This window comes from Alitiscatomonas sp. (assembly GCF_037242085.1).
Classification (GTDB): Bacteria; Bacillota; Clostridia; order Lachnospirales; family Lachnospiraceae; genus Alitiscatomonas; species Alitiscatomonas aceti.
Genome location: NZ_JAXXBR010000075.1, coordinates 24,607 through 46,645, shown reverse-complemented (window position 1 = coordinate 46,645; position 22,039 = coordinate 24,607). Strand labels below are relative to the sequence as shown.

The 22,039-nt window shown below is 56.6% G+C and carries 20 protein-coding genes and 1 riboswitch; of the genes, 2 read left to right on the top strand and 18 right to left on the bottom strand.

Annotated elements, in window-relative coordinates; translation table 11 throughout:
- Positions 1-46: 46 nt before the first annotated feature.
- From ilvD to WIH05_RS07025, 6 genes are all read right to left on the bottom strand, one after another.
- Positions 47-1,792, bottom strand: a complete 1,746-nt coding sequence (gene ilvD, locus WIH05_RS07050) for a dihydroxy-acid dehydratase (RefSeq protein WP_022272837.1) — start codon at positions 1,790-1,792, stop codon at positions 47-49.
- Between the two features lie 40 nt (positions 1,793-1,832).
- Positions 1,833-3,185, bottom strand: coding sequence for a gluconate:H+ symporter (locus WIH05_RS07045; protein ID WP_022272838.1), 1,353 nt, complete (start codon positions 3,183-3,185; stop codon positions 1,833-1,835).
- A gap of 255 nt (positions 3,186-3,440) precedes the next feature.
- Positions 3,441-4,172 carry a FadR/GntR family transcriptional regulator gene (locus tag WIH05_RS07040; protein ID WP_022272839.1) on the bottom strand — a complete coding sequence of 244 codons (732 nt, stop codon included), beginning with the start codon at positions 4,170-4,172 and terminating at the stop codon, positions 3,441-3,443.
- 10 nt (positions 4,173-4,182) lie between these two features.
- Positions 4,183-5,070 (bottom strand): DMT family transporter, encoded by an 888-nt coding sequence (locus WIH05_RS07035; RefSeq protein WP_022272840.1) that lies wholly within the window; start codon positions 5,068-5,070, stop codon positions 4,183-4,185.
- 104 nt (positions 5,071-5,174) lie between these two features.
- Complete coding sequence (locus tag WIH05_RS07030) at positions 5,175-6,251, bottom strand: AI-2E family transporter (RefSeq protein WP_337425170.1); 1,077 nt, start codon at positions 6,249-6,251, stop codon at positions 5,175-5,177.
- 65 nt (positions 6,252-6,316) lie between these two features.
- Positions 6,317-7,018, bottom strand: coding sequence for an RluA family pseudouridine synthase (locus WIH05_RS07025; RefSeq protein WP_022272842.1), 702 nt, complete (start codon positions 7,016-7,018; stop codon positions 6,317-6,319).
- A gap of 170 nt (positions 7,019-7,188) precedes the next feature.
- On the opposite strand from WIH05_RS07025, the gene WIH05_RS07020 reads away from it, so the two are divergent.
- Positions 7,189-7,845 (top strand): hemolysin III family protein, encoded by a 657-nt coding sequence (locus WIH05_RS07020; RefSeq protein ID WP_022272843.1) that lies wholly within the window; start codon positions 7,189-7,191, stop codon positions 7,843-7,845.
- Positions 7,846-7,854: 9 nt separating this feature from the next.
- Here WIH05_RS07020 and WIH05_RS07015 read toward each other — a convergent pair whose 3' ends face one another.
- The 10 genes from WIH05_RS07015 to WIH05_RS06970 all read right to left on the bottom strand — a co-directional run bounded on the left by WIH05_RS07015 (position 7,855) and on the right by WIH05_RS06970 (position 18,509).
- Positions 7,855-9,384: a serine hydrolase gene (locus tag WIH05_RS07015; protein ID WP_022272844.1), complete on the bottom strand. Its 1,530-nt coding sequence runs from the start codon at positions 9,382-9,384 to the stop codon at positions 7,855-7,857.
- A complete protein-coding gene (locus tag WIH05_RS07010; RefSeq protein WP_022272845.1) occupies positions 9,381-9,647 on the bottom strand; it encodes a GIY-YIG nuclease family protein in 267 nt (88 codons plus the stop codon). The genes WIH05_RS07015 and WIH05_RS07010 overlap by 4 nt, the downstream gene beginning before the upstream one ends.
- A gap of 270 nt (positions 9,648-9,917) precedes the next feature.
- Complete coding sequence (locus WIH05_RS07005) at positions 9,918-11,480, bottom strand: SPOCS domain-containing protein (RefSeq protein WP_022272846.1); 1,563 nt, start codon at positions 11,478-11,480, stop codon at positions 9,918-9,920.
- Positions 11,481-11,541: 61 nt separating this feature from the next.
- On the bottom strand, positions 11,542-12,393 hold the full coding sequence (locus WIH05_RS07000; protein WP_022272847.1) for an ATP-binding protein: 852 nt from the start codon (positions 12,391-12,393) through the stop codon (positions 11,542-11,544).
- Between the two features lie 171 nt (positions 12,394-12,564).
- Complete coding sequence (locus tag WIH05_RS06995; RefSeq protein WP_022272848.1) at positions 12,565-13,008, bottom strand: protease complex subunit PrcB family protein; 444 nt, start codon at positions 13,006-13,008, stop codon at positions 12,565-12,567.
- 99 nt (positions 13,009-13,107) lie between these two features.
- Complete coding sequence (locus tag WIH05_RS06990) at positions 13,108-14,232, bottom strand: ABC transporter ATP-binding protein (protein ID WP_022272849.1); 1,125 nt, start codon at positions 14,230-14,232, stop codon at positions 13,108-13,110.
- Positions 14,233-14,234: 2 nt separating this feature from the next.
- Entirely contained in the window at positions 14,235-15,278 is a 1,044-nt protein-coding gene (locus tag WIH05_RS06985) for an iron ABC transporter permease (protein WP_022272850.1), read from the bottom strand.
- Complete coding sequence (locus WIH05_RS06980) at positions 15,275-16,540, bottom strand: ABC transporter substrate-binding protein (protein WP_022272851.1); 1,266 nt, start codon at positions 16,538-16,540, stop codon at positions 15,275-15,277. The genes WIH05_RS06985 and WIH05_RS06980 overlap by 4 nt, the downstream gene beginning before the upstream one ends.
- Complete coding sequence (locus WIH05_RS06975) at positions 16,537-17,472, bottom strand: hypothetical protein (RefSeq protein ID WP_337425168.1); 936 nt, start codon at positions 17,470-17,472, stop codon at positions 16,537-16,539. Before WIH05_RS06975 ends, WIH05_RS06980 begins: the two co-directional genes overlap by 4 nt.
- Before the next feature lie 17 nt (positions 17,473-17,489).
- On the bottom strand, positions 17,490-18,509 hold the full coding sequence (locus WIH05_RS06970; protein ID WP_022274106.1) for a sirohydrochlorin cobaltochelatase: 1,020 nt from the start codon (positions 18,507-18,509) through the stop codon (positions 17,490-17,492).
- Between the two features lie 211 nt (positions 18,510-18,720).
- Positions 18,721-18,913: riboswitch (cobalamin riboswitch) on the bottom strand.
- A 169-nt stretch (positions 18,914-19,082) separates the two neighbouring features.
- On the opposite strand from WIH05_RS06970, the gene WIH05_RS06965 reads away from it, so the two are divergent.
- Positions 19,083-20,264 (top strand): iron-containing alcohol dehydrogenase, encoded by a 1,182-nt coding sequence (locus WIH05_RS06965; protein ID WP_022274105.1) that lies wholly within the window; start codon positions 19,083-19,085, stop codon positions 20,262-20,264.
- An 87-nt stretch (positions 20,265-20,351) separates the two neighbouring features.
- On the opposite strand, the gene rpiB is transcribed toward WIH05_RS06965, so the two are convergent.
- Both rpiB and aroC read right to left on the bottom strand, forming a co-directional pair.
- Entirely contained in the window at positions 20,352-20,792 is a 441-nt protein-coding gene (gene rpiB, locus WIH05_RS06960; RefSeq protein ID WP_022274104.1) for a ribose 5-phosphate isomerase B, read from the bottom strand.
- Positions 20,793-20,877: 85 nt separating this feature from the next.
- The gene (aroC, locus tag WIH05_RS06955; RefSeq protein ID WP_022274103.1) at positions 20,878-22,032 is read right to left on the bottom strand and encodes a chorismate synthase; all 1,155 of its coding nucleotides are present in this window, start codon (positions 22,030-22,032) and stop codon (positions 20,878-20,880) included.
- Between the last annotated feature and the right edge of the window lie 7 nt (positions 22,033-22,039).

The following is a 22,039-nucleotide window of genomic DNA, read 5'->3' as shown; positions in this document are numbered from 1 at the left end:
AAAGGGGCAGGTCCATGGCGGACCTGCCCCTCTCATTTTTATTCCCTTAAAACTCCAGGTATGCGCCCTTCATGGGACTTGCCGCATGCTCGCTGAACAGCCGCAGCACTCCCTTCTGGTATTTCTTCTCCCTGGGTCTCCAGTTCTTTCTCCGTTCCTTTAAGATCTCGTCGATCTCCTCCATGGTCTTTCTCTCTCCATGGATCCCGATGATATTGAGCTTTCTCTCCATCACGTCGATCTCGATCAGATCGCCTTCCTCCACCAGTGCGATGGGACCGCAGTCCACAGCCTCGGGGCTGCAGTGACCGATGACTGGGCCGGTGGACGCGCCGGAAAACCGTCCGTCGGTGATGAGGGCAATGCTGCGGCCCAGCTCCTTATCGCTGCTGATGGCCTCAGAGGTGTAAAACATCTCCGGCATTCCGCTGCCCTTGGGGCCCTCGTAGCGGATAAACACTGCGTCGCCCTTCTGGACCTTGTGCTTTAATACTGCATCCAGGCACTCCTCCTCGCTGTCAAAGGGCCTTGCATTTAAAACGGCCTTGAACATTTCCTTGGGACAGGCGGTGTGCTTGATCACTGCCCCCTCCGGCGCTAAATTTCCCCGGAGAATGGCGATGCTTCCATCGGTGCCGATGGCCTTATCATAGGGACGGATGATATCCTCCTTTGTCAGAGCCACGCCATAGCGGCTGTTGAACTCGGAAAGCCATTTTCCGCATCTCTCATAAAAGCCGTTCTGCTTCAGCTCCTCCAGATTCTCGCCCAGGGTCTTTCCTGTAACGGTCATCACATCCAGGTGGAGATGCGCCTTGATCTCCTCCATGATGGCCGGAACGCCGCCTGCATAATAGAACACCTCTGCCGGCCACCTTCCCGCCGGACGTACATCCAGAAGATAGTGGGCGCCCCTGTGGAGACGGTCGAAGGTATCTCCTGTGATCTCGATCCCAAACTCATGGGCAATGGCCGGGATATGAAGAAGACAGTTGGTGCTTCCAGAAATAGCCGCATGGACCAGAATGGCGTTTTCAAAGCTCTCCAGAGTCACGATCTCGCTGGGCTTCATTCCCGGAGTCAGCGCCAGCTTCACGGCCTGACGGCCGGCTTCCCTGGCAAAATCCAGAAGATCCGGGCTGGTGGCCGGCATCAGCGCGCTTCCCGGAAGGGCCAGGCCCAGGGCCTCGGCCATGATCTGCATGGTGGATGCTGTTCCGATAAAGGAGCAGGCTCCGCAGCTGGGACAGGCGTTGCATTTGGCCCAGTTTAATTTTTCCTCGTCGATCTCGCCCCGCTGGTATCTGGCGCTGTACTTGCCTAACTGCTCTAAGGTCAGCATATCCGGACCGGCGTTCATGGTGCCGCCGGGGACCACGATGGCCGGAACGTCAGCCCGGGCCAGGCCCATGAGATTTCCCGGAAGCCCCTTATCACAGCTTGCCAGATATACGCCGGCGTCAAAGGGCGTGGCATTGGCATGGATCTCGATCATGCTGGCGATCATCTCACGGCTCACAAGGCTGTAATTGATGCCGTCGGTCCCCTGGCTCTCGCCGTCGCAGATATCCGTGCAGAAATACCGGGCTCCGTGGCCTCCGGCCTCTTCCACGCCCTTTCTTACCTCTTCCACCAGGATATCCAGATGGCCGCTGCCCGGATGGCTGTCTCCAAAGGTGCTCTCGATCATAACCTGGGGCTTGGAAAGATCCTCCGGCTTCCAGCCCGTACCGATACGTAAGGGATCCAGCTCTGGAGCCAGCTCCCGCATTTCCTGACTTTTTAACTTCATAACTGCCGCTCCTTTTCTAATCTGAGAAAAACTGAACTATTTATGCAAAGAATGAAATGATCAGGGCCACAAGGAAGCCGGTTCCTCCCACCAGGGTCTCCATGATGGTCCATGTTTTAAGCGTTGTCTTTTCATCCATTCCCACCAGGGATTTTACCAGCCAGAAGCCGGAATCGTTAAAGTGGGAGCAGACAGTGGCCCCTCCGGCAACAGCCGCCGTGGTGCAGGCCAGATATAAGGGGGACAGGCCCGCTATCTCCGGCATGGCCGCGATGATCCCGGCCGCCATGGTCATAGCCACAGTTGCGGAACCCACGCAGATCCTTACCAGGGCTGCCACCACAAAGGCCACCACAACGATGGGAAGGTTTGCAGAGGATACTGCCTGGCCGATGATATCGCCAAGGCCGGAATACTGGAGCATATAGCGGAGCACGCCGCCGCAGGCTGTTACCAGAAGGATCAGTCCTGTGGGCTCCAGGGATTTTGTCATGATCTTTTCCAGCTCCGGCATGGTATATCCATGTTTTACGCCCAGGATCACCATTGCCACAACGGTGGCGATCAGAAGGGCCACAAAGGGCTCACCCAGGAAGCCTACGATCGGACGGAGGCTTTCCATGGCCGGGACCACTCCAGCCACAGAGTCCAGGATGATCAGTACCAGGGGGATCAAAATGATCCCGACGATGGTCCAGAAGCCAGGGAGCTTGGATTCATCCATATCTGCCTGGTTTGCCACATGCTCCGGGACCGGAACCATATATTTCTTTCCGCAGATGGAGCCCCATACCGGTCCTGCCACGATCATGGCAAAGATACCGCAGAAGATCCCGACGCCGATGACCCAGCCCAGGTCCACATTTAACATGTTGGCCACCAGGATCGGACCCGGTGTGGGCGGAATGAACGCATGGCCCACCGCAAGACCCGCTAAAAGCGGGATCGCATAAAACAGAGAGGAACGCTTCGTCCTCTTGGCCAGAGAGAAGGCCAGGGGGATCAGGATGATCAGGCCGGCGTCAAAGAATACCGGCATGGCGATCACAAGGCCTGTGATACCCAGGGCCCATGCGGCCTTCTGGTCACCGAACCGCTTTACCATGGTCACAGCCAGGGTCTGGGCGCCTCCCGAGACCTCCAGGATCGCGCCGAACATGGATCCAAGGCCCACTAACAGGGCGATTCCCTTTAATGTGTTTCCGATACCGTCATTGACGGCTGTTACGATCTGCTCATAGGGCATTCCGGCCAGAAGACCGATGGCGATGGCGCCGATCAGGATCGCTACCATTGCCTGCACCTTAAATTTGATGATCAGGACCAGCAGCAGTACCAGTCCGATCACAGCGGCGGCTACCAGCCTGCCGGGGTTTAAAGCTACAGCTTCCATAGTGAACATACCTCCCGTTTTTACATACCTCTTTGGATTCACTCTTAAATACATCAGATGTCTTATGACATCCTGGTTTCATTGTACTTATTTTGACTATTATTGTCAATACATCAGATGTTCTTCCTTGGTTTTCTCTTTTTCGCACAAAAAAACAGCGGTTTCTCCCGTCTGGGACCCGCTGTTTTCATTCATTCTGCACAATACGTCCGGCCGGACATCTGCCGTCATTCATCAGACGTCTGCCCCCTGGCCCTATTCCCCTTCTTTCCGGCCTTCCCAGTCCTTTTCCTGGGCCTCCAGAAGCTCCAGGAGCTTCTGCCGGTTATAGGTCAGATGCATGATCATGGCGCACCTGGCCCCCACCGAATCTCCCTTCAGGATGGCATTGGTCACTGCCCGGTGGGTCTCAATGGTCTCCTTCATCAGCTGCCGGCGGGTCAGGGTCGCAAAGGTGGACACGCTGGAGTTGATAAGGGGGATCAGGATCTCCACCACCCGGTTCCGGCTGCACTTTGCAATGCAGGTATGGAATTCAATGTCTTTTTTAATATGGTTGATCCCGGCAGTATACTGGCGCTCCACCTGGTCGCAGAGAGACTCAAGCTGCGCCTTCTCCTCCTCCGACGCGTACTCGCTGGCCAGGGCGGCGATCTCCGGCTCCAGCATGAGCCTCACCTCAAAAAGCTCCAGGGCCAGGTGGTATTTGTCCTCAAACCGGCCAAGCCCCAGAGGATCCTCCTCCAGGGAGCTGGTACTCACCACATACGTTCCCGAGCCCCTCCGCACCTCCAGGACGCCCTTTGATACCAGGCTTTTCACTGCCTCCCTTATGGTGCTCCGTCCCACGCCGAACTTCTCCGCCAGCTCGAATTCATTGGGGAGCTTTTCACCGATGGCCACCGGCTCATTTAATATGTACTCCATCAGAGAATCCTCGATCTGGGAGCCCAGGAGCTTTTTTCCCACTTTTTCCAACTGATCCATGGTCCTCCTCCTACGAATTTTTCGCGTACAGATAGACGCCCGCCAGCACCACCGCAGCTCCCGCCACCTGGATCAGTCCCGGGATCTCCCCGAACAGAAGGATCGCGGATACGGAGGCAAATACCGGCCCCGCCAGCTTCACTGTGCTCACATAGGTGGGCGTTAAGAACTTAAGGCTCCAGCTGAATACGCTGTGGCCCAAAAGGGTACAGAACACAGCCAGGCACAGGCTCATGATCCAGTTAATGGGCTCATAGCCGGTCATGGGCACGCCGGAAACGGCGTCGAAGACCAGCAGGGATAAAAAGCAGCCCCAATAAAGGACGTATGTATACACCATGGTGCTCATATGGCTCCGCTCCCTGGTCCCGATCAGCGTATAGCAGGCCGAGAAAAAGGCCGCTAAAAGCGCCAGGATATCGCCTAAGACTGCGTTCTTTCCGGCTCCGCCTCCCGTATCGGCCATGGCGATGACCACGCTTCCAAGAAAGGCGATCCCGATGGCCAGGATCTCCTTTTTCCGGATCTTCTTTCCGAAAAAGATCAGGTATCCGAAGGCCGCAAAGGCCACCTCCGTATTGACTAACACCGTGGAGCTGGCAATGGACGTGTTGCTCAGGGACTCAAACCATACCACAAAGTGCATGGCCAGGAACAGGCCCGAAAGGCCGCAGAAGGCCAGATCCTTCCCTTTTAAGGAAAGCAGCTCTTTCCTGGTCTCCCTTTTGGAAAAAATAAGCGGCGTCAGCAAAAGCACCGTCCAGCCCAGCCGGTAGGTGGCTGCAATGGTACTGGGCGCCGTCATATACCGGAAAAACGCCGACGACATGGAACAGCTGAACACTCCGGCTAAGAGGATCAGCTTGGCCTTCAGATTCGATCCAGATCTCTCATTCATTTTCTTTCTCCCCCGCGTAAACAGATCAATGGTCCCCGGCTCCGGAAACTCCGGCTGCCAGAGGACCCGGAATACGTCTATGATAATACGTCAGATGAGTAAAGTCAACGGCTTTCCCCATCCTCTCCGTAGAGCTTCACCAGATCCTCAATGATGAGCAGTCCCACAGGCCCTAAAAAAAAGCCGGACACGCCAAACAGTTCCAGGCCCACATACATGGAGAACAGGGTCTCCAGCGCCGAAAGGCCCATGCGGCTTCCCATGAGCTTTGCCTCCAGGAACTGCCGGATAAAATAGCAGAGGCCGTAAATAAAAAGGAGCACCGCCCCCCTCCACCACTGGCGCTCCAGGAGAAGGAAGGCTCCCCAGGGGACCAGCACCGCTCCGGTCCCGAACACCGGAAGGGCGTCCAGGAGCCCGATCCCCAGGCCCAGCAGCACCGAATACCGATTCCCCAGAAGGGTCAGTCCCAGGGTACAGATCATGGCCGTCACCGCCATGATCACAAGCTGGGTCTTAAACCATGCGCTGCCCGCCGACGCGATCCGTCTTCCCAGGACAGAAAATTCCCGGTGGAAGATGGATCCGCTCTTTTTCTCCCGGATCTCATCCATTTCCTCCAGGGTCATGACTGCGGCCACAAAAAAGAGCACCAGAAATACCACAGCCCGGACCGCCCAGGCCAGGACGCTGACAGAATTGGTCATAAGGAGAGGAAGGGAGGCCTGACGCACGGCCTCTGACGCGTCGCGGACCAGCTCCCTGGCCAGGCCCACAAGGCTTTCCGGCATCAGCCCCATCTTCTCCTCCAGGCTTAAAAACAGGCCTGTAAGGACCCGGTCGGCCTCAGAAAGCCATTCCGGAAGACGGACCATGAAAAGCCTGGCCTGGGCCAGAAGCCGGCTGCTGCCAAGATAAAAAAGCCAGCCCAGGACTGCTCCCATAAAAAGAAGCTCCACGCCGCCGATGACCGCCGCAGGGATCCTGCGCTCCTTCCCGCCCAGCCGGATCGTGAGCCTCCGCTCAAAATACCGGACCGACGGTCCCATCCACATGGCCGCCAGGTAGGCGCACAAAAAGGGAACCACCAGGGGCAGGAGGTATTTGAAGCCTCCGTAGACTGCCCCGGTAATTCCCAGTATCAGAAAGATCTTCTTCAGTTTTTTGCCCGGCTTACCCATGGAATCACCCGTTTCTGTTTTGTACTTCCTTTGTACACCACTTAGTATGGGCCGGATTCCTTTCCTTATGCGTCCTGGAAAAATTTAAATTTTGAAAATGCGCCGCCGGACGGAGGCACGGAAAAGGTCATGGGCTTTCCTGTGGACGGATGGACAAAGGAAAGGGACATGGCGCAGAGAGCCAGGGGCCCTGCTGCGGCGGCCGCTCCTGTTCCGTATTTCCGGTCCCCAAAGAGCGGCAGGCCCCTGGATGCAAACTGGACCCGGATCTGGTGGTGGCGTCCGGTCTCCAGACGGATCCGTAAAAGCGTCAGGATCCCGTTTCCCCCGTCCTCCAGGCTTTCCAGAGCCTCATAGGACAGTTCAGCCCGTTTTCCACATTTTCCACCATGATCCACAACATAGGATTCATTTCCATCCACGGATTTTTCCAGATAATCCACAAGCTTATCCACATCTTTTTCCGGCTTTCCACATACAACAGCCCCATAGATCTTCTCCAGCTTCCGGTCCTGGACCTGTCTGCTCAAGGCTGCGGCAGCATTTTTAGACAATGCATACACCATTACCCCTGACACAGGCTTATCCAGTCTGTGGATAACTCCCACATAGGGCTCCTTTCCCGGCGTGCATAACTTGTGGATAACCAGATATTTCCGGATCTCGCTGACCATATCCGGCGCAAACCGCTTCGCCGCCTGGGATTCCACTCCCGCAGGCTTCACCGCCACCAGAATATCCTTATCTGCATATAATACCTGTACCATGGTCCTTCCTTTCCTTCTGTCCATTTACTTTGATGATAAAAATATTTTCCGAACCCCTTGCATATTTTAAGGCAAAGTGATATAGTATATAAAAAAGTTAGATGTAGTTTTTAAAACTACATTATATATTATTAAAAATTATATTCCATTTTCTGATTGGAGGTATGTGTATGAAACTCAGTGTTAAGGATCCCGGCAGCGCCCTTACCCATTTTATCGCAATGATCCTGGCGGTCCTGGCTGCGGCTCCCCTGCTTTTGAAGGCCGCGTTTTTCACCGACCGGCTCCACGTGGCGGCCCTGGCTGTATTTATCGTCAGTATGATCCTCTTATACGCTGCCAGCACCGTCTACCACACCTTCGATATTTCTGAAGGCGTCAACCGGCTCCTCCGGAAGATCGACCATATGATGATCTTTGTCCTGATCGCAGGAACGTATACGCCGGTATGCCTCATCGTTCTGGGAAATTCTGCCGGATACCGGCTCCTGGCCCTGGTGTGGGCCATTGCAGCCGTGGGCATCCTGATCAACGCCCTGTGGATCAGCTGTCCCAAGTGGTTTTCCTCCTGTATTTATATCGCCATGGGATGGATCTGTGTGACAGCCTTTGGACAGATCCTGTCCTCCCTGACTCCAGGCGCCTTCGGCTGGCTCCTGGCCGGAGGGATCATCTACACCGCCGGAGGCGTCATTTATGCATTAAAGCTCCCGCTTTTCAACTCCAGGCATAAAAATTTCGGGTCTCACGAGATCTTTCACCTGTTCGTCATGGGCGGGAGCTTCTGTCACTATATGATGATGTATGGCTATCTGGCCGCAGCCTGATCCAGGGAGCTAGCGCCGGTGTCCCCGGCCCTGGCTCCTGTTTTTCTTTTCTTCCAGCAGGCGGTTAAACTCTGCCGCTGCCTCCGGCCCCTCTTCCATCAGTCTTTGCCGGCGGCGTTCCCGTCTCCGGGCGGCTGCCTCCGCCTCTTCTTTCCTTCTCTTCCGGATCCAGACCATCCAGAGACCGGCCCCAAGGGCTGCCAGGACCGCCAGGATCACACCAGGGATCACCGCCTTCGGAAGCTTCATGGAAAACCTTCCGTCTGTTTTCTCCGGATCCACAGAGGCCGTCTCTGTGGGCTCCTCTGTATCCTCCGGTTCCTGGGCGGCGCTTCCGGTCTCCCCGCTTCCATCCTCTGCTCCAGGCTCTGCGGCGTCTCCGCCGGAAGGCTCCGTTTCAGCCGGTACCTGGATCGTCTTATCCAGGAGGTAGGCCTGTCCCACCTTTCTTTCATTATAAACGTACTGGAGGAGGGCCACCGCATTGGCAGGCGCTCCTTCCGGAAGGGCTTCCAGGGAAAGCTCTGCATCACCGAAGGAGGCCTCCTCCGGCAGAGTCACCACTTTTCCTTCCTCCACCATCAGATCTGCCGGGTTATAGGACGTGCCGCCGATGTCCACGGCCTCCTCCCCGGTCACATACCGGGTCTCGTTTTCTGCGATCCCCACATTCTGAAAGCGGTCGAAGCCGAACTGTAAAAGGGCCTTGCCGTCCAGGAAATACTGGCGGGGACTCCCCTTTAAGATCACAGACACCAGCCGTCTTCCATCCTTTTCCCCATAGGTCACCAGCGTATTTCCTGCCTTTAAAAGATACCCGGTCTTTCCAGCCACCGCCTCAGGACAGTAAAACTCGCTGGCCGTATCCTCGGTGATCACCAGACGGTGCTCCTGGCGCACGGTGAAGCCGTTGGGATTGTTAGTGGTGGGGCCGACCTCATGGGACACAGAGGAGCTGATCTCCAGGAGCTTTTCATTCTGGAACGCCGCGCAGGCGATCTTTGCCATATCATAGGCCGACACATTCTGGGTATCTCCGTTGAGACCCGACGGATTCTCAAAATGACTCTCATTGCAGCCCAGCTCCGCCAGCTTCTGGTTCATCATATCCACAAACGCCGGGATACTTCCCGCCACATGCTCTGCCAGGGCGTTGGCCGACTGATTCACCGACGAAAGAAGAAGGGCGTACAGGCAGTCCTCCACCGTCATTGTATCGCCGATGGCCAGGCTGTATTTATTGCCGCTGTCCGCCTCCACGCTGTTCATGGCGGTCTCTGAATACGTCACCGTGTCGGAAAGCTCCGCATGCTCCAGGACGATCAAGGCAGTCAGAAGCTTTGTGATGCTGGCAGGCGGATATTCCACATGGCTGTTCTGGCCAAAGATCATGGTCCCCGAATCCACGTCCATCAGGGCCCCGGCCTCGGCCTGGATCCCCGTATCCGACGGCCAGTCGGGCCGTGCAAAGGCCGTCATGGCAAAAAGCTGGCAGAATGCCAGCACGCTGCATAGTAATTTCTTTGTTTTATGTTTCACCTGGTTCCTCCTGCTGTCTTATCCTGTGTTCTCACAAGGGCTTCTTTTTCTTTTCTCGTCATCCGTTTAATGGCGGCTTCCCGGCTCATGGCCTCCCTTTTGGTCTCAAAGGCCTCATAATAGACCAGGACCACCGGCCTTCTGGGCCTCGTATACTTGGCCCCGCGTCCCATATTATGGGTATTCACACGCTTTTCCAGATCGTTGGTCCAGCCGCAGTAAAAGGTTTTATCCGCACATTCCAGCAGATATGTGTAGTTCATATCCATCCGTCCTCATGTTATGTAAACGGCAACGGCATCTTAAGGCTGCCATCGCCGCCCCGGCCAGGACAGCCCTTCGGGCACTGGTTCCGGATCTATATCAAGCACCGGCCGGATGCGTTTTCCTGTGTGAGTCCGCTTTTGTCTTCCGGCTTATACTCTATTATATGGTATTTTGCCCGAAATGCAACCAGACATTCTTTCATTTTTCAGATCCCTGCCGCCTTATATGCGGCCTGACGGGGATACTGCCCGCCAGACCGGCACCGCCTAGGCCCGTTCCCCCACCGCCTTCACGATGATCAGCTTATCTCCAGGCTGGATGGACGGATCCGTAAGCCCGTTGTCTGCCATGACCGCATCCACACTGGTATGGAATTTTCTGGCGATCTTCCACAAAGAATCCCCCGGCTGTACCACATAGCCCACGATCCCCGGGATCTGCTTCAGCCGTTCCGTATCCAGGGGCTCCTCCCGCACATTCAGGATCACCTGGCCGCAGACCTGGTTCAGCACCAGCACATCCATGGTCACCGACGCCTTGATCTCCACGCTGTCGCCGCCCAGCATCACGGCAGAGATCTGCTCCAGTCCCGGCTCCATCTGGTAAACACTGTCCTCTGTGATCCCCGGTACCTGGGCCGTCATATGGAACGGCAGCACCTCTGTGGACGCTCCCACCGGAGAGGAGTCGTCGGCAGTCAGATACAGAAGCTGCACCTCCAGAACGCCGTCCATGGACAGCTCTCCGTCCCGGATCTGTACCTCATCCAGCTTCACGTCTCCGTCGCTGTGGCAGATCTGCAGGATCCGCTGCCCCACCGGCAGATCCACCTTTTCCTGGAGCCTGGTCTTCAGCTGGTTCCTGGCGGCGATCTGGTCAAAGCACGCCTCTCCTGTATCCATATCCAGTTCCCGGTCCAGGGCGTACAGATCGTTTAAGATCTCCAGCTCCTTCTCCTCATAAAGCCGCATATCCAGCTCCATGACCGCATCCACGGACAGCTCCCGCATCTCTCCGTCCGAATCCGGATTCACCTCCAGCTCCTTATGTACCAGACGCACCGTGATAAAGGGGATCATTTCCTCCACTGAGGGCTCCAGCTCCACCTCGCCGGAAAACGGCACCGTTTCCTCCAGGCACTGGACCGGCACCTGACCGGCCTCCCCGGAATAAATGGCGAACACCATCAGCTCCCCGTCCAGGCGTATCCTCCCGTCCAGGGGCCTCGTATTCACGCCCCGCAGGCGTATGTCCTGCCACAGAAGGGTGTCGATATCCGGCTTATTTCCCGAAAGGGACAGTACCTCCCGGACCCGGAACGTATCCTTCCGCCGGGCGCTTAAGGCCGCCACAGCTATGGTTTTCTTTAAGGTCTCCACGTCCCCGTCAAATCTCGCGTCCTCCGCCGCCTCGGCGTCGAAAAGGGTCTCCGCCTGGAGCTTTAAGGTCACCAGGGCCTTTACGTTCAGCTTCCGGGAATTGATGATCCCCAGCTTCAGATCGTCTAACTCCCAGCCGGCCTGGATATGATCGTTCTCCAGGAGACCCGGCATATTCACCCGCTCCTCAAAGGGAAGGTTTCCGGCCAGGGTCATGACCTGTCCGCCGGGCGTCCGGTACAGCACCCGGAAATCCAGCCGTCCCCGGACCTCCACCTTTTCCCCCTGGTTCTTCGCCGACTCGATCTGGATCTCTCCTCTTTCTAAGATCAGCTGCTCCACGTCCTCCATGGTATCCGGCACGTTAAAATCATCGTCCAGGGTCATCTGGGACGCAACGCTGCCGCTTCTCCGGTTCATATGGATATGCTTTTTCACCAGCTCCATCATAAAAACGCCACCACACCTTTCCAAAGCCTTTGCTTTACAAAAATGTATGATGGCGTCCTTCTTAATATTCCTCCAGGAAATGATGGCGCTCTCCCCGGCGTATATATCCGATGCAGGCGTCTGTATTGACATTTTCCACGCTGTGGAAAATATTCATGTCAATATACGGGCTGGTCTTCCGGAACTCCCCGATCAGCTTCTTCATTTCCTTCCTCTTGGACAGCTCCTCGTTCTGTCTCCGGCTGCTCTCCTCCGTAAACCGGCAGGCGCACTGTAAGAACTGAAGCTGATTATATTCCTTCCATGCCAGGATATCCGCCTCCTTCACCAGGTACAGGGGGCGGATCAGCTCCATGCCCTGGAAATTGGTGCTGTGGAGCTTGGGCATCATGGTATTGATCTGGGCCCCATAGAGCATGCTCATGAGGATCGTCTCGATCACATCGTCAAAATGGTGGCCCAGGGCGATCTTATTGCAGCCCAGCTCCCTGGCGTTGGCGTACAGGTTTCCCCGCCGCATCCTGGCGCAGAGGTAGCAGGGGGAGTCCTCCACATCCACCACCGTGTCAAAGATCTCCGTCTCGAACACGTGGATCGGGATCCCCAGGATCCTGGCGTTCTCATGGATCAGCTTCCGGTTTTCCTCCCGGTAGCCCGGATCCATCACCAGAAACTTTAACCCGAATTCCATCTTTCCGTGCCTTAAGATCTCCTGCATGCACTTGGCAAGGAGCATGGAATCCTTTCCGCCGGAAATACAGACTGCGATCTGATCGCCCTCCTGTATCATCTCATACTCGTTGAGTGCCTTCACAAAGGGCCTCCAGATCTCCTTCCGGAACCGTTTGATAATGCTTTTTTCGATCTCTCTGGTCCTTTCCTTAAGGCCCTCCTCCTCGTACCGTGTCTCCATCCTGTACCTCTCCTGTTTTCTTTTATCCGTATGTTTCCCCATTCTACCAGAAAATCCGGCCGCGGTAAAGCAGTTTCCGGCCAAAGGCTTCCGTACGGCCCGGAGGACAGGCATCCCGGCGTCCCAGCTTCCCGGCTGCCGGGACAGCAAAGGGCACCTTCCTGCATCCGCCTACTGGAATACCACCGGCTCCTCTAAAAACTCTGTTTTCACGATCAGCACCGGATAGGACGGATCCGTTCCCGTGGCCTCCCCCTTTTCCGGCCCCAGAAGCTCGGTCCGTATCACCACTGAATTTTCTGTCAGATACAGCTCCTTAACGGTAATGCTGTATCCGCCTCCGGTCTGGGGGCCCTCCCCGATGACGATATACATATCCTGCCCGTCCGCATATGTAAGCTTAAAGGGCTTCTCCCTCTTTTTTCCGATGAGCTCTGCCAGGGCCTGGGGGACCTCCCCCTCTCCCGTCACTGTAAATTCCAGATCCCGGATCTTTTCCGTATCCCCGCTGCCGCCCTGGCAGCCCGTAAAGCCAATGCAGCCGGCGGCAAATACCGCCAGGATCCCCAAAAGCGCCAGGACGCGTTTTCCCGGCCGTTTCATTCTCACTGCCATAAAAAAGGCTCCCTATGAATTGGTCGTTACCATTCTATTCGGAAGCCGCTTTTATTATTCGTAACAGTCCAGCCGGGCGTCTTCCCACACGGCTGTCTGTTACGATTCTCCTGCGGTCTTTCCTGACCGCTCTGCATACTTAAACAGATCTTCGTTTTCCTTCTCCCATACTCCAAAGCCCGTCCGGCAGCAGATCACCCTTTGGCACCGCCGGATCCACGCCCTGGCCTCCCTCACAGCCTCCTCCGGCACTGGCCCCAGGGGAACCTTCACCACATGGGCAGCCAGGGCCTCCGCCGCCGGGAGATCCAGATCATTTTCAAACAGGATCCCTGTGACAAAGGGCACGTTCTCTCTCTGGAGCTTCCGGAATACCTGCCGCCCCGAGCCGTTCCCCGCGATCACAAATACCGCATTTTCCGGGAGGTCCTCCGGCTTTACAGCGCCTCCAGGAACAGAAAACTCCACAGATCCCCCAGCCGCGTCAAATTTCCCGGCAGTCATCCCGAACAGCCCCTCCACATATCCCGGTGTAAAGACCTGCTCCGGCGTTCCGCACCGGTCCATGCGTCCGTCCTTTATGCACACCACCCGGTCCGAGATCCTTTCCGCCAGATCCAGCTCGTGGAGGGACATGATCACTGAAAGCTCCTTTTTCCTGGCCATTTCCCGGAGCAGGGAAAGGAATTCCAGCTTATACTTCACATCCAGATGGGAGGTGGGCTCGTCCAGAAGGATCATCTCCGGCTCCTGGCAGAGCGCCCTGGCCAGCATGATCCGCTGGCGCTGCCCGTCGCTGATCCGGTCAAAGGGACGGTCCCCCAGGTCGGTTCCATGGACCAGCTCCAGGGCCTGATCCACGGCTCTCTGGTCCTTCTCTGATAAAAGTCCCAGCCGCCCGGTGTAGGGATACCGCCCCGCCGCCGTCACATCCCGGCAGGTCATAAGCTCCCCCTGGAGTTTTTCCGTAAACACCACCGCCAGCTTCCTGGCCCGTTCTTTCCTGGGGATCCGTTCCATGGGAACGCCGTCCAGCACCAGCTCCCCTCCCATCGGCGCAAGTCCGCCGGAGATCGTCTTAAGAATCGTGGACTTTCCGGCTCCGTTGGGGCCTATGAGGGTCACGATCTCTCCCCGGCCAGCATGAAAGGAAAGTCCCTCCGCTACTGGCCTTTTCCCATATCCGGCCGCCAGCCGGTCCGCATAAAAACAGCCGTTTCCCACCTTTATCCCCTCCTCTGGTATTTCTTCATCATAACGGCGATCACCACCGGAGCTCCCAGCACCGCGGTCACTGTGCTGATGCTGAACTCTGCCGGCGCCAGAAGAGTCCTGGCCAGAAGATCGCTGAACAGGCAGAACACGCCCCCTCCCAGAAAGCACGCCGGGATCAGCACCAGAGGCCGGGAGGTCCCAAACAGGCTCCTCACCAGATGGGGCACGGCGATCCCCACAAAGGACACCGGACCGGCAAAGGCCACGATACAGGCTGATAAAAGACTGGATAAGAGCACCATCCAGGCCCGGAGACGGCCCACATGGATCCCCATGCTTTTTGCATAGACCTCTCCCATCTGGTACGCAGCCACCGGCTTAGAGAGAAGGAATACGGCTGCCGAGGCGGGAAGCACCACCAGGCACATGACTGCCGTATTCTCCCAGGAAATGCCTGAAAAGCTGCCCTGGGACCAGTTGTGCAGATTTACGATATCTGTATCGTCAGCAAAGGTCACCAGGATGTCCGTAGCTGCCGAGCAGATATAACCGATCATGGTGCCTCCAAGGATCAGCCCCGCCGTCTGCTCCACTCTTCCGGCCATAAGGAGCACCAGTCCCATGGAGGCCAGGGCTCCAGCAAAGGCCGCCAGGATCATGGCCGCAGATGTCACCCGGACAGCATGGCCCAGAGAGAACACCATCAGACATGCCACCAGAAGCTTTGCCCCGGAGGAGATCCCCAGAACAAAGGGACCTGCAATGGGATTCCGGAAAAAGGTCTGGAGAAGATAGCCGGAAAGCCCCAGGGCTCCGCCTAAGAGGATGGCTGCCAGAGCCCGAGGGAACCGGATCTCCCAGACGATCCCGGCCGCAGACGAAGCGCCGGGAGCCGGAGCGCATCCCAGCTTCCAGGCAAATACTTCCGCCACCTCCTCCAACGGGATCTCCACACTTCCGGCGCACAGGCTCCAGCCCAGGAAAAGAAGAAGCAGCGCCAGGAGCGCCGCAAAATCCAGTCCATATTTTAAATGCCCGTTCCGCTTTCTGTTCACTGCTCCTCCTCTCTTCCGGCCGGGAGCCGGTAAAGGTAGACCGTTTCCCCCCGGCCCGTCAGCATGGCCCGGATGTCCTCTGCAAAGGTCCCCAGAGCCATGGAGCTCTGATAAAGGTCCCTGGCCGTACACCACACATTTCCTTCCTTAACCGCCTTAAAGTCCGCCAGCAGCCCGCTCTTTCCCAAAAGCTCCTCCACCGTTTCCAGCCCGCCGTCCACGGCACTGTTATAAATAAGGAAGTCCGCGTCCTTTACTGAGGAATAAAATTCCTCCAGCTGCATGTTCACAGACGAGCTGCGGCTTTCTCCAGTCCCCAGATCCTTAAAAATATACTCTCCGCCCGCCTGCTCGATGAGCTTCGGCACATAATCCGAGGACTTTCTCACATTGACCATACCGGCGGCCGTAATATAAAAATACGCAACGGTCTTTTTTCTGCCCTCCTCCGGAACACGTCCCCCCTCTGCTCCGCGGGCCGGATCCACATCTGCGCCGTCTCCGGAAGCCGCCTCTTCGCTGCCTCCTGCCGCCGCCTCCATAGCTGCCTTCTGTTCGTCAAATGCAGCGGACGCCTGCTCCTCTTTTCCTGTGAGGGCTCCGTAAAACTTGATCCATTCCATGCGGCCCAGAGGCTCAGTCTCGTAGCTGGAATAGTCCACTGCCACCGGGATCCCGAAGCTTTCCAGCTTTTCCCTTACCTCCGGCGCATGGCTGATCATGGTATTCTCCACAGCCAGGCCGCAGCCCTCCGCCAGGATCCGCTCATAATCCGGGGCGCTGTATTTTCCGGCATAAAGGATCTTCCCGCTTTTCATGGCCTCCCTGGCCTCTTTGATGTACCAGCCGTCTGCATCCGTCCCGGAAAGCCGGATCGTATCCAAAGCGTCCAGGGCCCGGAACATGTCCATGGCCGCCGAAGCCGCCAGATAGATATTTTTCACCGGCTGGTATACCACAGCCGTCTCCTCCGGCACATCCTCCGGGGCCTCCTTCCCTTCCGGCACCAGGAGCATACGGCTCCCGTCGGCCACAGTCAGCACCTGGAAGCCGTCCTGGTAAAGATCCACGGCAAACTGCTCTGCATACTCCAGCTCCAGCCGCCCTGTATATTCCAGGGAAGAAAGCTCCAGGGGACGGAGCCTGTTCCCGGTTCCGGATCCTCCGGCCGCTTTACAGCCCGTTAAAAGCGCTCCCGCCGCCGCCCAGATCCCCAGGATGACCGCCTGTTTTTTTATCCCTGCCTTCCAGCTCCTCTTCATGCCGCCCTCCTCTTTTTTCTTATCCAGAACCAGCCGCTGGCTCCCGCCGCCAGAAAAGCTGCTCCCGCCGCCATCCAGAAACCGGTCCCCGCCGTTTTTTTCATGGCTCTCACTGTGCTCCGGTCAAAGGTCAGGGTATACTGGATCTCATGGGGATCCCCCATGGCTGTGGTATCCGCGGCCACATGCATGGGGCCGTCAAACACATAGACCGGGATCTGGAAGGCTGAATTGCCCTCCTCGCTGACCGGAAGGTACTTTTTCCCATATACCGCCATATAGTCATAGGCGGAGCTGCTCCATGTGATCCGCACCGATGCCTGGCCGTCCTTTACTGTAAGCTCCGCCGGAGACTCCACTGACGCCCGGCCGCTTCCTCCGGAAAGGGCTGCGTCGATCCAGTACCTCCCGTCCTCCAGTCCGGCCTCTGCCGGAAGGACCCAGGCTTCCTTTGGAAGGGTATCTCCTTTAAAAACGATCTGCCGGTCGTACCATTTCTGCTTTCTTTTACTGAAGGCCGCGCATTCCAGCCCCTGGTCCAGGGCCTCCACCGGAAGCTCATACGTATAGGCTCCGTCTGCGTCCTCCGAAAATCCTATGTACTGGGACGGATCAGCGTCCAGAGCCTCCTCTCCCGTTCCCATGAACAGCTTCAGATATCCCTTTCCGCCCAGGGTCACCGCTGCTTTCATACTCCCATCCTTCACCGTAAGCTCTGCCCGGACGATCCGGAACATGGAGGAGCTGGACTCTGCCTCAATGGGATACGTCCCGTCCTTCAGCGCATATCCGGGTACAGGGACGGCACTTTCCTGTCCAATGGCCTCTGCGGCCTCCCGGCCTTCTGACGCCCCATAAGCAGCAGCCGGCATGAAGACCATGCCGGCTGCTGCCGCAAGGAGAGCCGCCAGGCTGTTCCTTACATATTTCATCCGCCTCTCCCCGCTTCCTATCTGGCAAGGCTGTCCATGGCAGCCTTCGTGTGCTGTACATAGAGCTCCCGGATGGCCGGGATCTGTCCAAGCCCCTCCAGGACGCACTCCGTCTCGTATCCCTCTTTATTCAGGACCGATTTCCAGGAGTCCTCGTCATCACCGGCCATATCGTTATTGGCATGATCGCCTGCCACCACCATCAGCGGCCGGAGCACCACCCGTTTATAACCGCCGGCTTCCTTTAAAGAAGCGGTCACATCCTCCAGAGACGGCTCTGCCTCCACTGTGCCGATGAAGTAATCCGTATATCCTGCCTCCTTAAGGGTTTCCTGGAGCCTGGGATATACCTGGTTGGAATCGGCCTCGGTTCCGTGTCCCATATAGCAGAACGCCGTTTTCCCGTCGTCGTACTCCGCCATGGCCTCTGTAATGGCCTTTGCCACAGCGTCAAAATCCGCATCGCTGGTCAGCAGCGGATCCGCCAGGACCACCTGTTCAAAGCTCCCTTCATACTCCTCCAGCTCCTCTGCCAGATCCATGTATTCAAAGCCGTCCATCAGATGGGTGGGCTGGACCACCAGCTCCGTGATCCCGTCTGCCGCCGCTCGGTCCAGGGCTTCCTTTACATTGTCTATCTCCAGGCCGTCCCGTTCCTTTAATTTATCAATGATGATCTGGCTGGTAAAGGCCCGCCGTGTCTCTGTCTCCGGAAATGCCTCTGCGATGGCCTTCTCAATGGCGCCGATGGTAGCCTCCCGGCTTTCGTTGTAGCTGGTGCCGAAGCTCACCACCAGGATCGCTCTTTTTCCTGTTTCCTTATTTTCTGTCAATGCAGCCCCCTCCTTTTCCTTGTTCTCTTCTCCGGAAGCCTGGGATCCCTCTTTCTCCGCAGACGTTCCTGCCGTTTCTGTCCCCGTCTCCGCGCCTGCCGCCGCCGGCTTCGTTTCTGTACCTCCGTTTCCGGAACACCCGGTCATCCACAGGGCTGCCGCCAGCACACCTGCCATCAATCCTGCCATTTTGTTTTTCCTCATTCTTCATTCCTCCATTTTTATTTTCCGCGCGCCGGGCGTATTCCGGACGGAGGAAATGGAGCCGGAAAATACAGGGATCCCAGGCCTGCTGCCCATATGGTCCAGGGTCAGGCGCGCACATAAAGAAAGCCCTCTGCTTATTAAAAATAAGTAAAGGGGCCCCTGCACAAAAATCACCGTACTACCAGTTACTCGTGGTCCGGAACTGCAAGTTCCCGTACAACAGCCGGGCAGGTCTCCTGGCTCATAGATCATCGCATCGGCCGCCTTCCCGGTTTCCCAGTGGCAGAACATGGCCTCCGCTCCCTAAATACAGTGACGAGTTCGTACAGGATTCACACCTGTTTCCCTTTTCACCAGACCCGGATCACATCCGGTCTGACACCCGCTGTTTTATTCAGTTTTTAACGTCCATTGCGTTTTATCCAGTATAGCATGGCGGTCCGTGGTTTGCAAATGTTATTTTTTTCACATTTTCTCTCCAGGTACTTGACATTTGGCAAAAATATCGTTAAAATATTAACTATAAGGTAAACATATGAATTTCCGAATCTTTTAGGAGGGTATGCAGTTATGATGAGATTTACATTACCGAGAGACATGTACTACGGAAAAGGCGCTTTAGAGGACTTAAAGAACCTTTCCGGAAAAAAAGCCATCGTAGTTTCCGGCGGCAGCTCCATGAGAAAGGGCGGCTTCCTGGATCAGATTGAGGGCTACTTAAAAGAAGCCGGCATGGAAGTGAGATTCTTTGAAGGCGTTGAGCCGGATCCTTCCGTAGAGACCGTAATGCGCGGCGCAAAGGCCATGCAGGAATTCGAGCCCGACTGGATCGTAGCCATCGGCGGCGGCTCCCCCATTGATGCTGCCAAGGCAATGTGGGCCTTTTACGAGCATCCGGATACCACCTTCGAGGATCTGATCGTTCCCTTTAACTTCCCGAAGCTGCGCACGAAAGCACATTTCTGCGCCATTCCCACCACATCCGGAACTGCCACAGAGGTAACTGCTTTCTCCGTTATCACAGATTACTCCAAAGGAATCAAGTATCCGCTGGCAGACTTTGAGATCACACCGGACGTTGCCATCCTGGATCCCGTGCTGGTTGCCTCCCTTCCGGCAAAGCAGGTAGCTTACACCGGTATGGACGCTCTGACCCATGCCATCGAGGCCTACGTTTCCACCTTAAACTCCCCGTTTACGGATCCGTTAGCCATCAAGGCCATCGAAATGGTGCTGGATTTCCTTCCGGCCTCCTATAACGGCAACCAGGATGCCAGAGAGCAGATGCACTATGCCCAGTGTCTTGCAGGCCAGGCGTTCTCCAACGCCCTCTTAGGAATCGTACATTCCATGGCCCACAAGACAGGCGCAGCCTTCTCCACAGGCCATATCCCCCACGGATGTGCCAACGCCATCTACCTGCCCTATGTGATCAAATACAATGCCCATGAGCCGGAAGCAAAACGCCGCTATGCAGACATTGCCAGAAGAGTGGGCCTTGGCGGGACCTCTGAGGAATCCCAGGTAAACGCTCTCTGCGAGAAGATCAAAGAATTCAACCGGACTTTAAATATCCCGTCCACTTTAAAAGAATTCGGCATCGACGAAGCAGAGTTCAAGTCAAAAGTGGCTGAGATCGCAGCAAACGCCGTGGGCGACGCCTGCACAGGCTCCAACCCCAGATCCATCACACCGGAGCAGATGGAAAAGCTCTTCGTCTGCACCTACTATGGAACAGAGGTAGATTTCTAAATCCCATAATTCCCCTTTATATAACTCCCTTTTATACTCACTCAAAAAGGACTGGCGCCCTCCCGGCTCCAGTCCTTTTTCAACCTTCTAGCGGTTTTCTATATCCATGATCATATCGACCCGTCTCTGATGGCGTCCGCCTTCAAACTCAGCGGCCAGCCACTCATCCACGATCATTTTTGCCAGCTCGCTTCCGACTACCCGCGCCCCAAAGGCCAGAACGTTGGAATTATTGTGCATTCTGGAAAGCTTTGCCGTATAGGGCTCGCTGCACACGCAGGCCCGGATCCCCTTTACCTTGTTGGCAGCCAGGGAGATCCCCACGCCGGTGCCGCAGATGGCAATGCCCAGGTCTGCTTCGCCGGAAGCCACGGCCCGGCCCACTTTTTCTCCATATACTGGGTAATCGCAGCTATCAGAGGTATCGGTCCCTACGTTCATGACCTCATAGCCCTTTTCCTCCAGATGCGCTTTGATGATGTTTTTCAACTCCACTGCGGAGTGGTCGTTTCCAATGACGATCTTCATGCTCATTTCCTCCATTCTTTTATTCACCGGCCTCTGCCGTTTTCATGACAGCCCCGTCTTCCGGGTTTCCGGCAATCCTCCGGGATCAATTCCCCTCTGTGTCCGTTCCCTCCACGTTCTCCACCTGGAAGAACAGCTGGATCATATCCAGCCGGGAGCTCATGGACACCAGGAGCATGTCCATCACGGTCAGAGCGGCCATGGCCTCCACCACCACCACTGCCCGCGGCACCACCACAGGATCGTGGCGGCCTTTAATGGAAAGCTCTATGTTTTCCCCAGTGCGGCTTACGGTCTCCTGGCTCCTGGAAATGGACGGTGTGGGCTTAAAGGCCGCCCGGAATACCAGATCGCTGCCGTCGCTGATCCCTCCCAGAACGCCTCCGGAATGGTTGGCCGTCTTTACCACCGAGCCGTCTGCCGCCATGCGGTAGCCGTCGTTATTTTCCGATCCCCTGGATCTGGCGGCCGCGAACCCGTCTCCTATTTCAAAGCCCTTTACGGCTCCGATGGAAAGGATGGCCCTGGCCAGGTTCGCGTCCAGCTTTTCAAACACCGGCTCTCCCAACCCCGCCGGGAGCCCCGACACCACGCACTCCACCACGCCTCCGGCAGAATCCTGGTCTGCCATCCGCTCCTCCAGATACCGGGCAGCCCGCTCTGCGGCCTCTGGATCCGGCATATATAAGGGGTTTTCCGCCGCCGTCTTAAGCGCCTCCGCACCCGGCGCCAGCGGCCCGGAGGAGATCTCCACAGGACCGATGGAGCGGGTGTAGGCGCAGACAGAAATATTCAGGGCTTTTAAAAATTTTTCTGCAATGGCCCCGGCCGCCACCCGGCCGATGGTCTCCCGGGCGGAGGACCGGCCGCCGCCCCGGTAATCCCGGAAGCCAAACTTCTCATCGAAGGTATAATCCGCATGACCAGGCCGGTAGCAGCCGGCGATCTCCGAATAGTCCCTGGAGCGCTGGTCCCGGTTCCACACGATCATGGAAATGGGCGTTCCCGTGGTCTTTCCTTCAAATACGCCGGATAAGATCTCCACCTGGTCGCCCTCGGACCGCTGGGTGGTAAATCTGCTCTGGCCCGGTTTTCTCCGGTCCAGGAGAGCCTGTATATCTGCCTCACAGAGAGCCAGTCCCGCAGGACAGCCGTCGGCCACCACGCCGATGGCCTTTCCATGGGATTCTCCCCAGGTGGTCACTTTAAATAATGTTCCAATGGTCGATCCAGCCGCCATATCTACA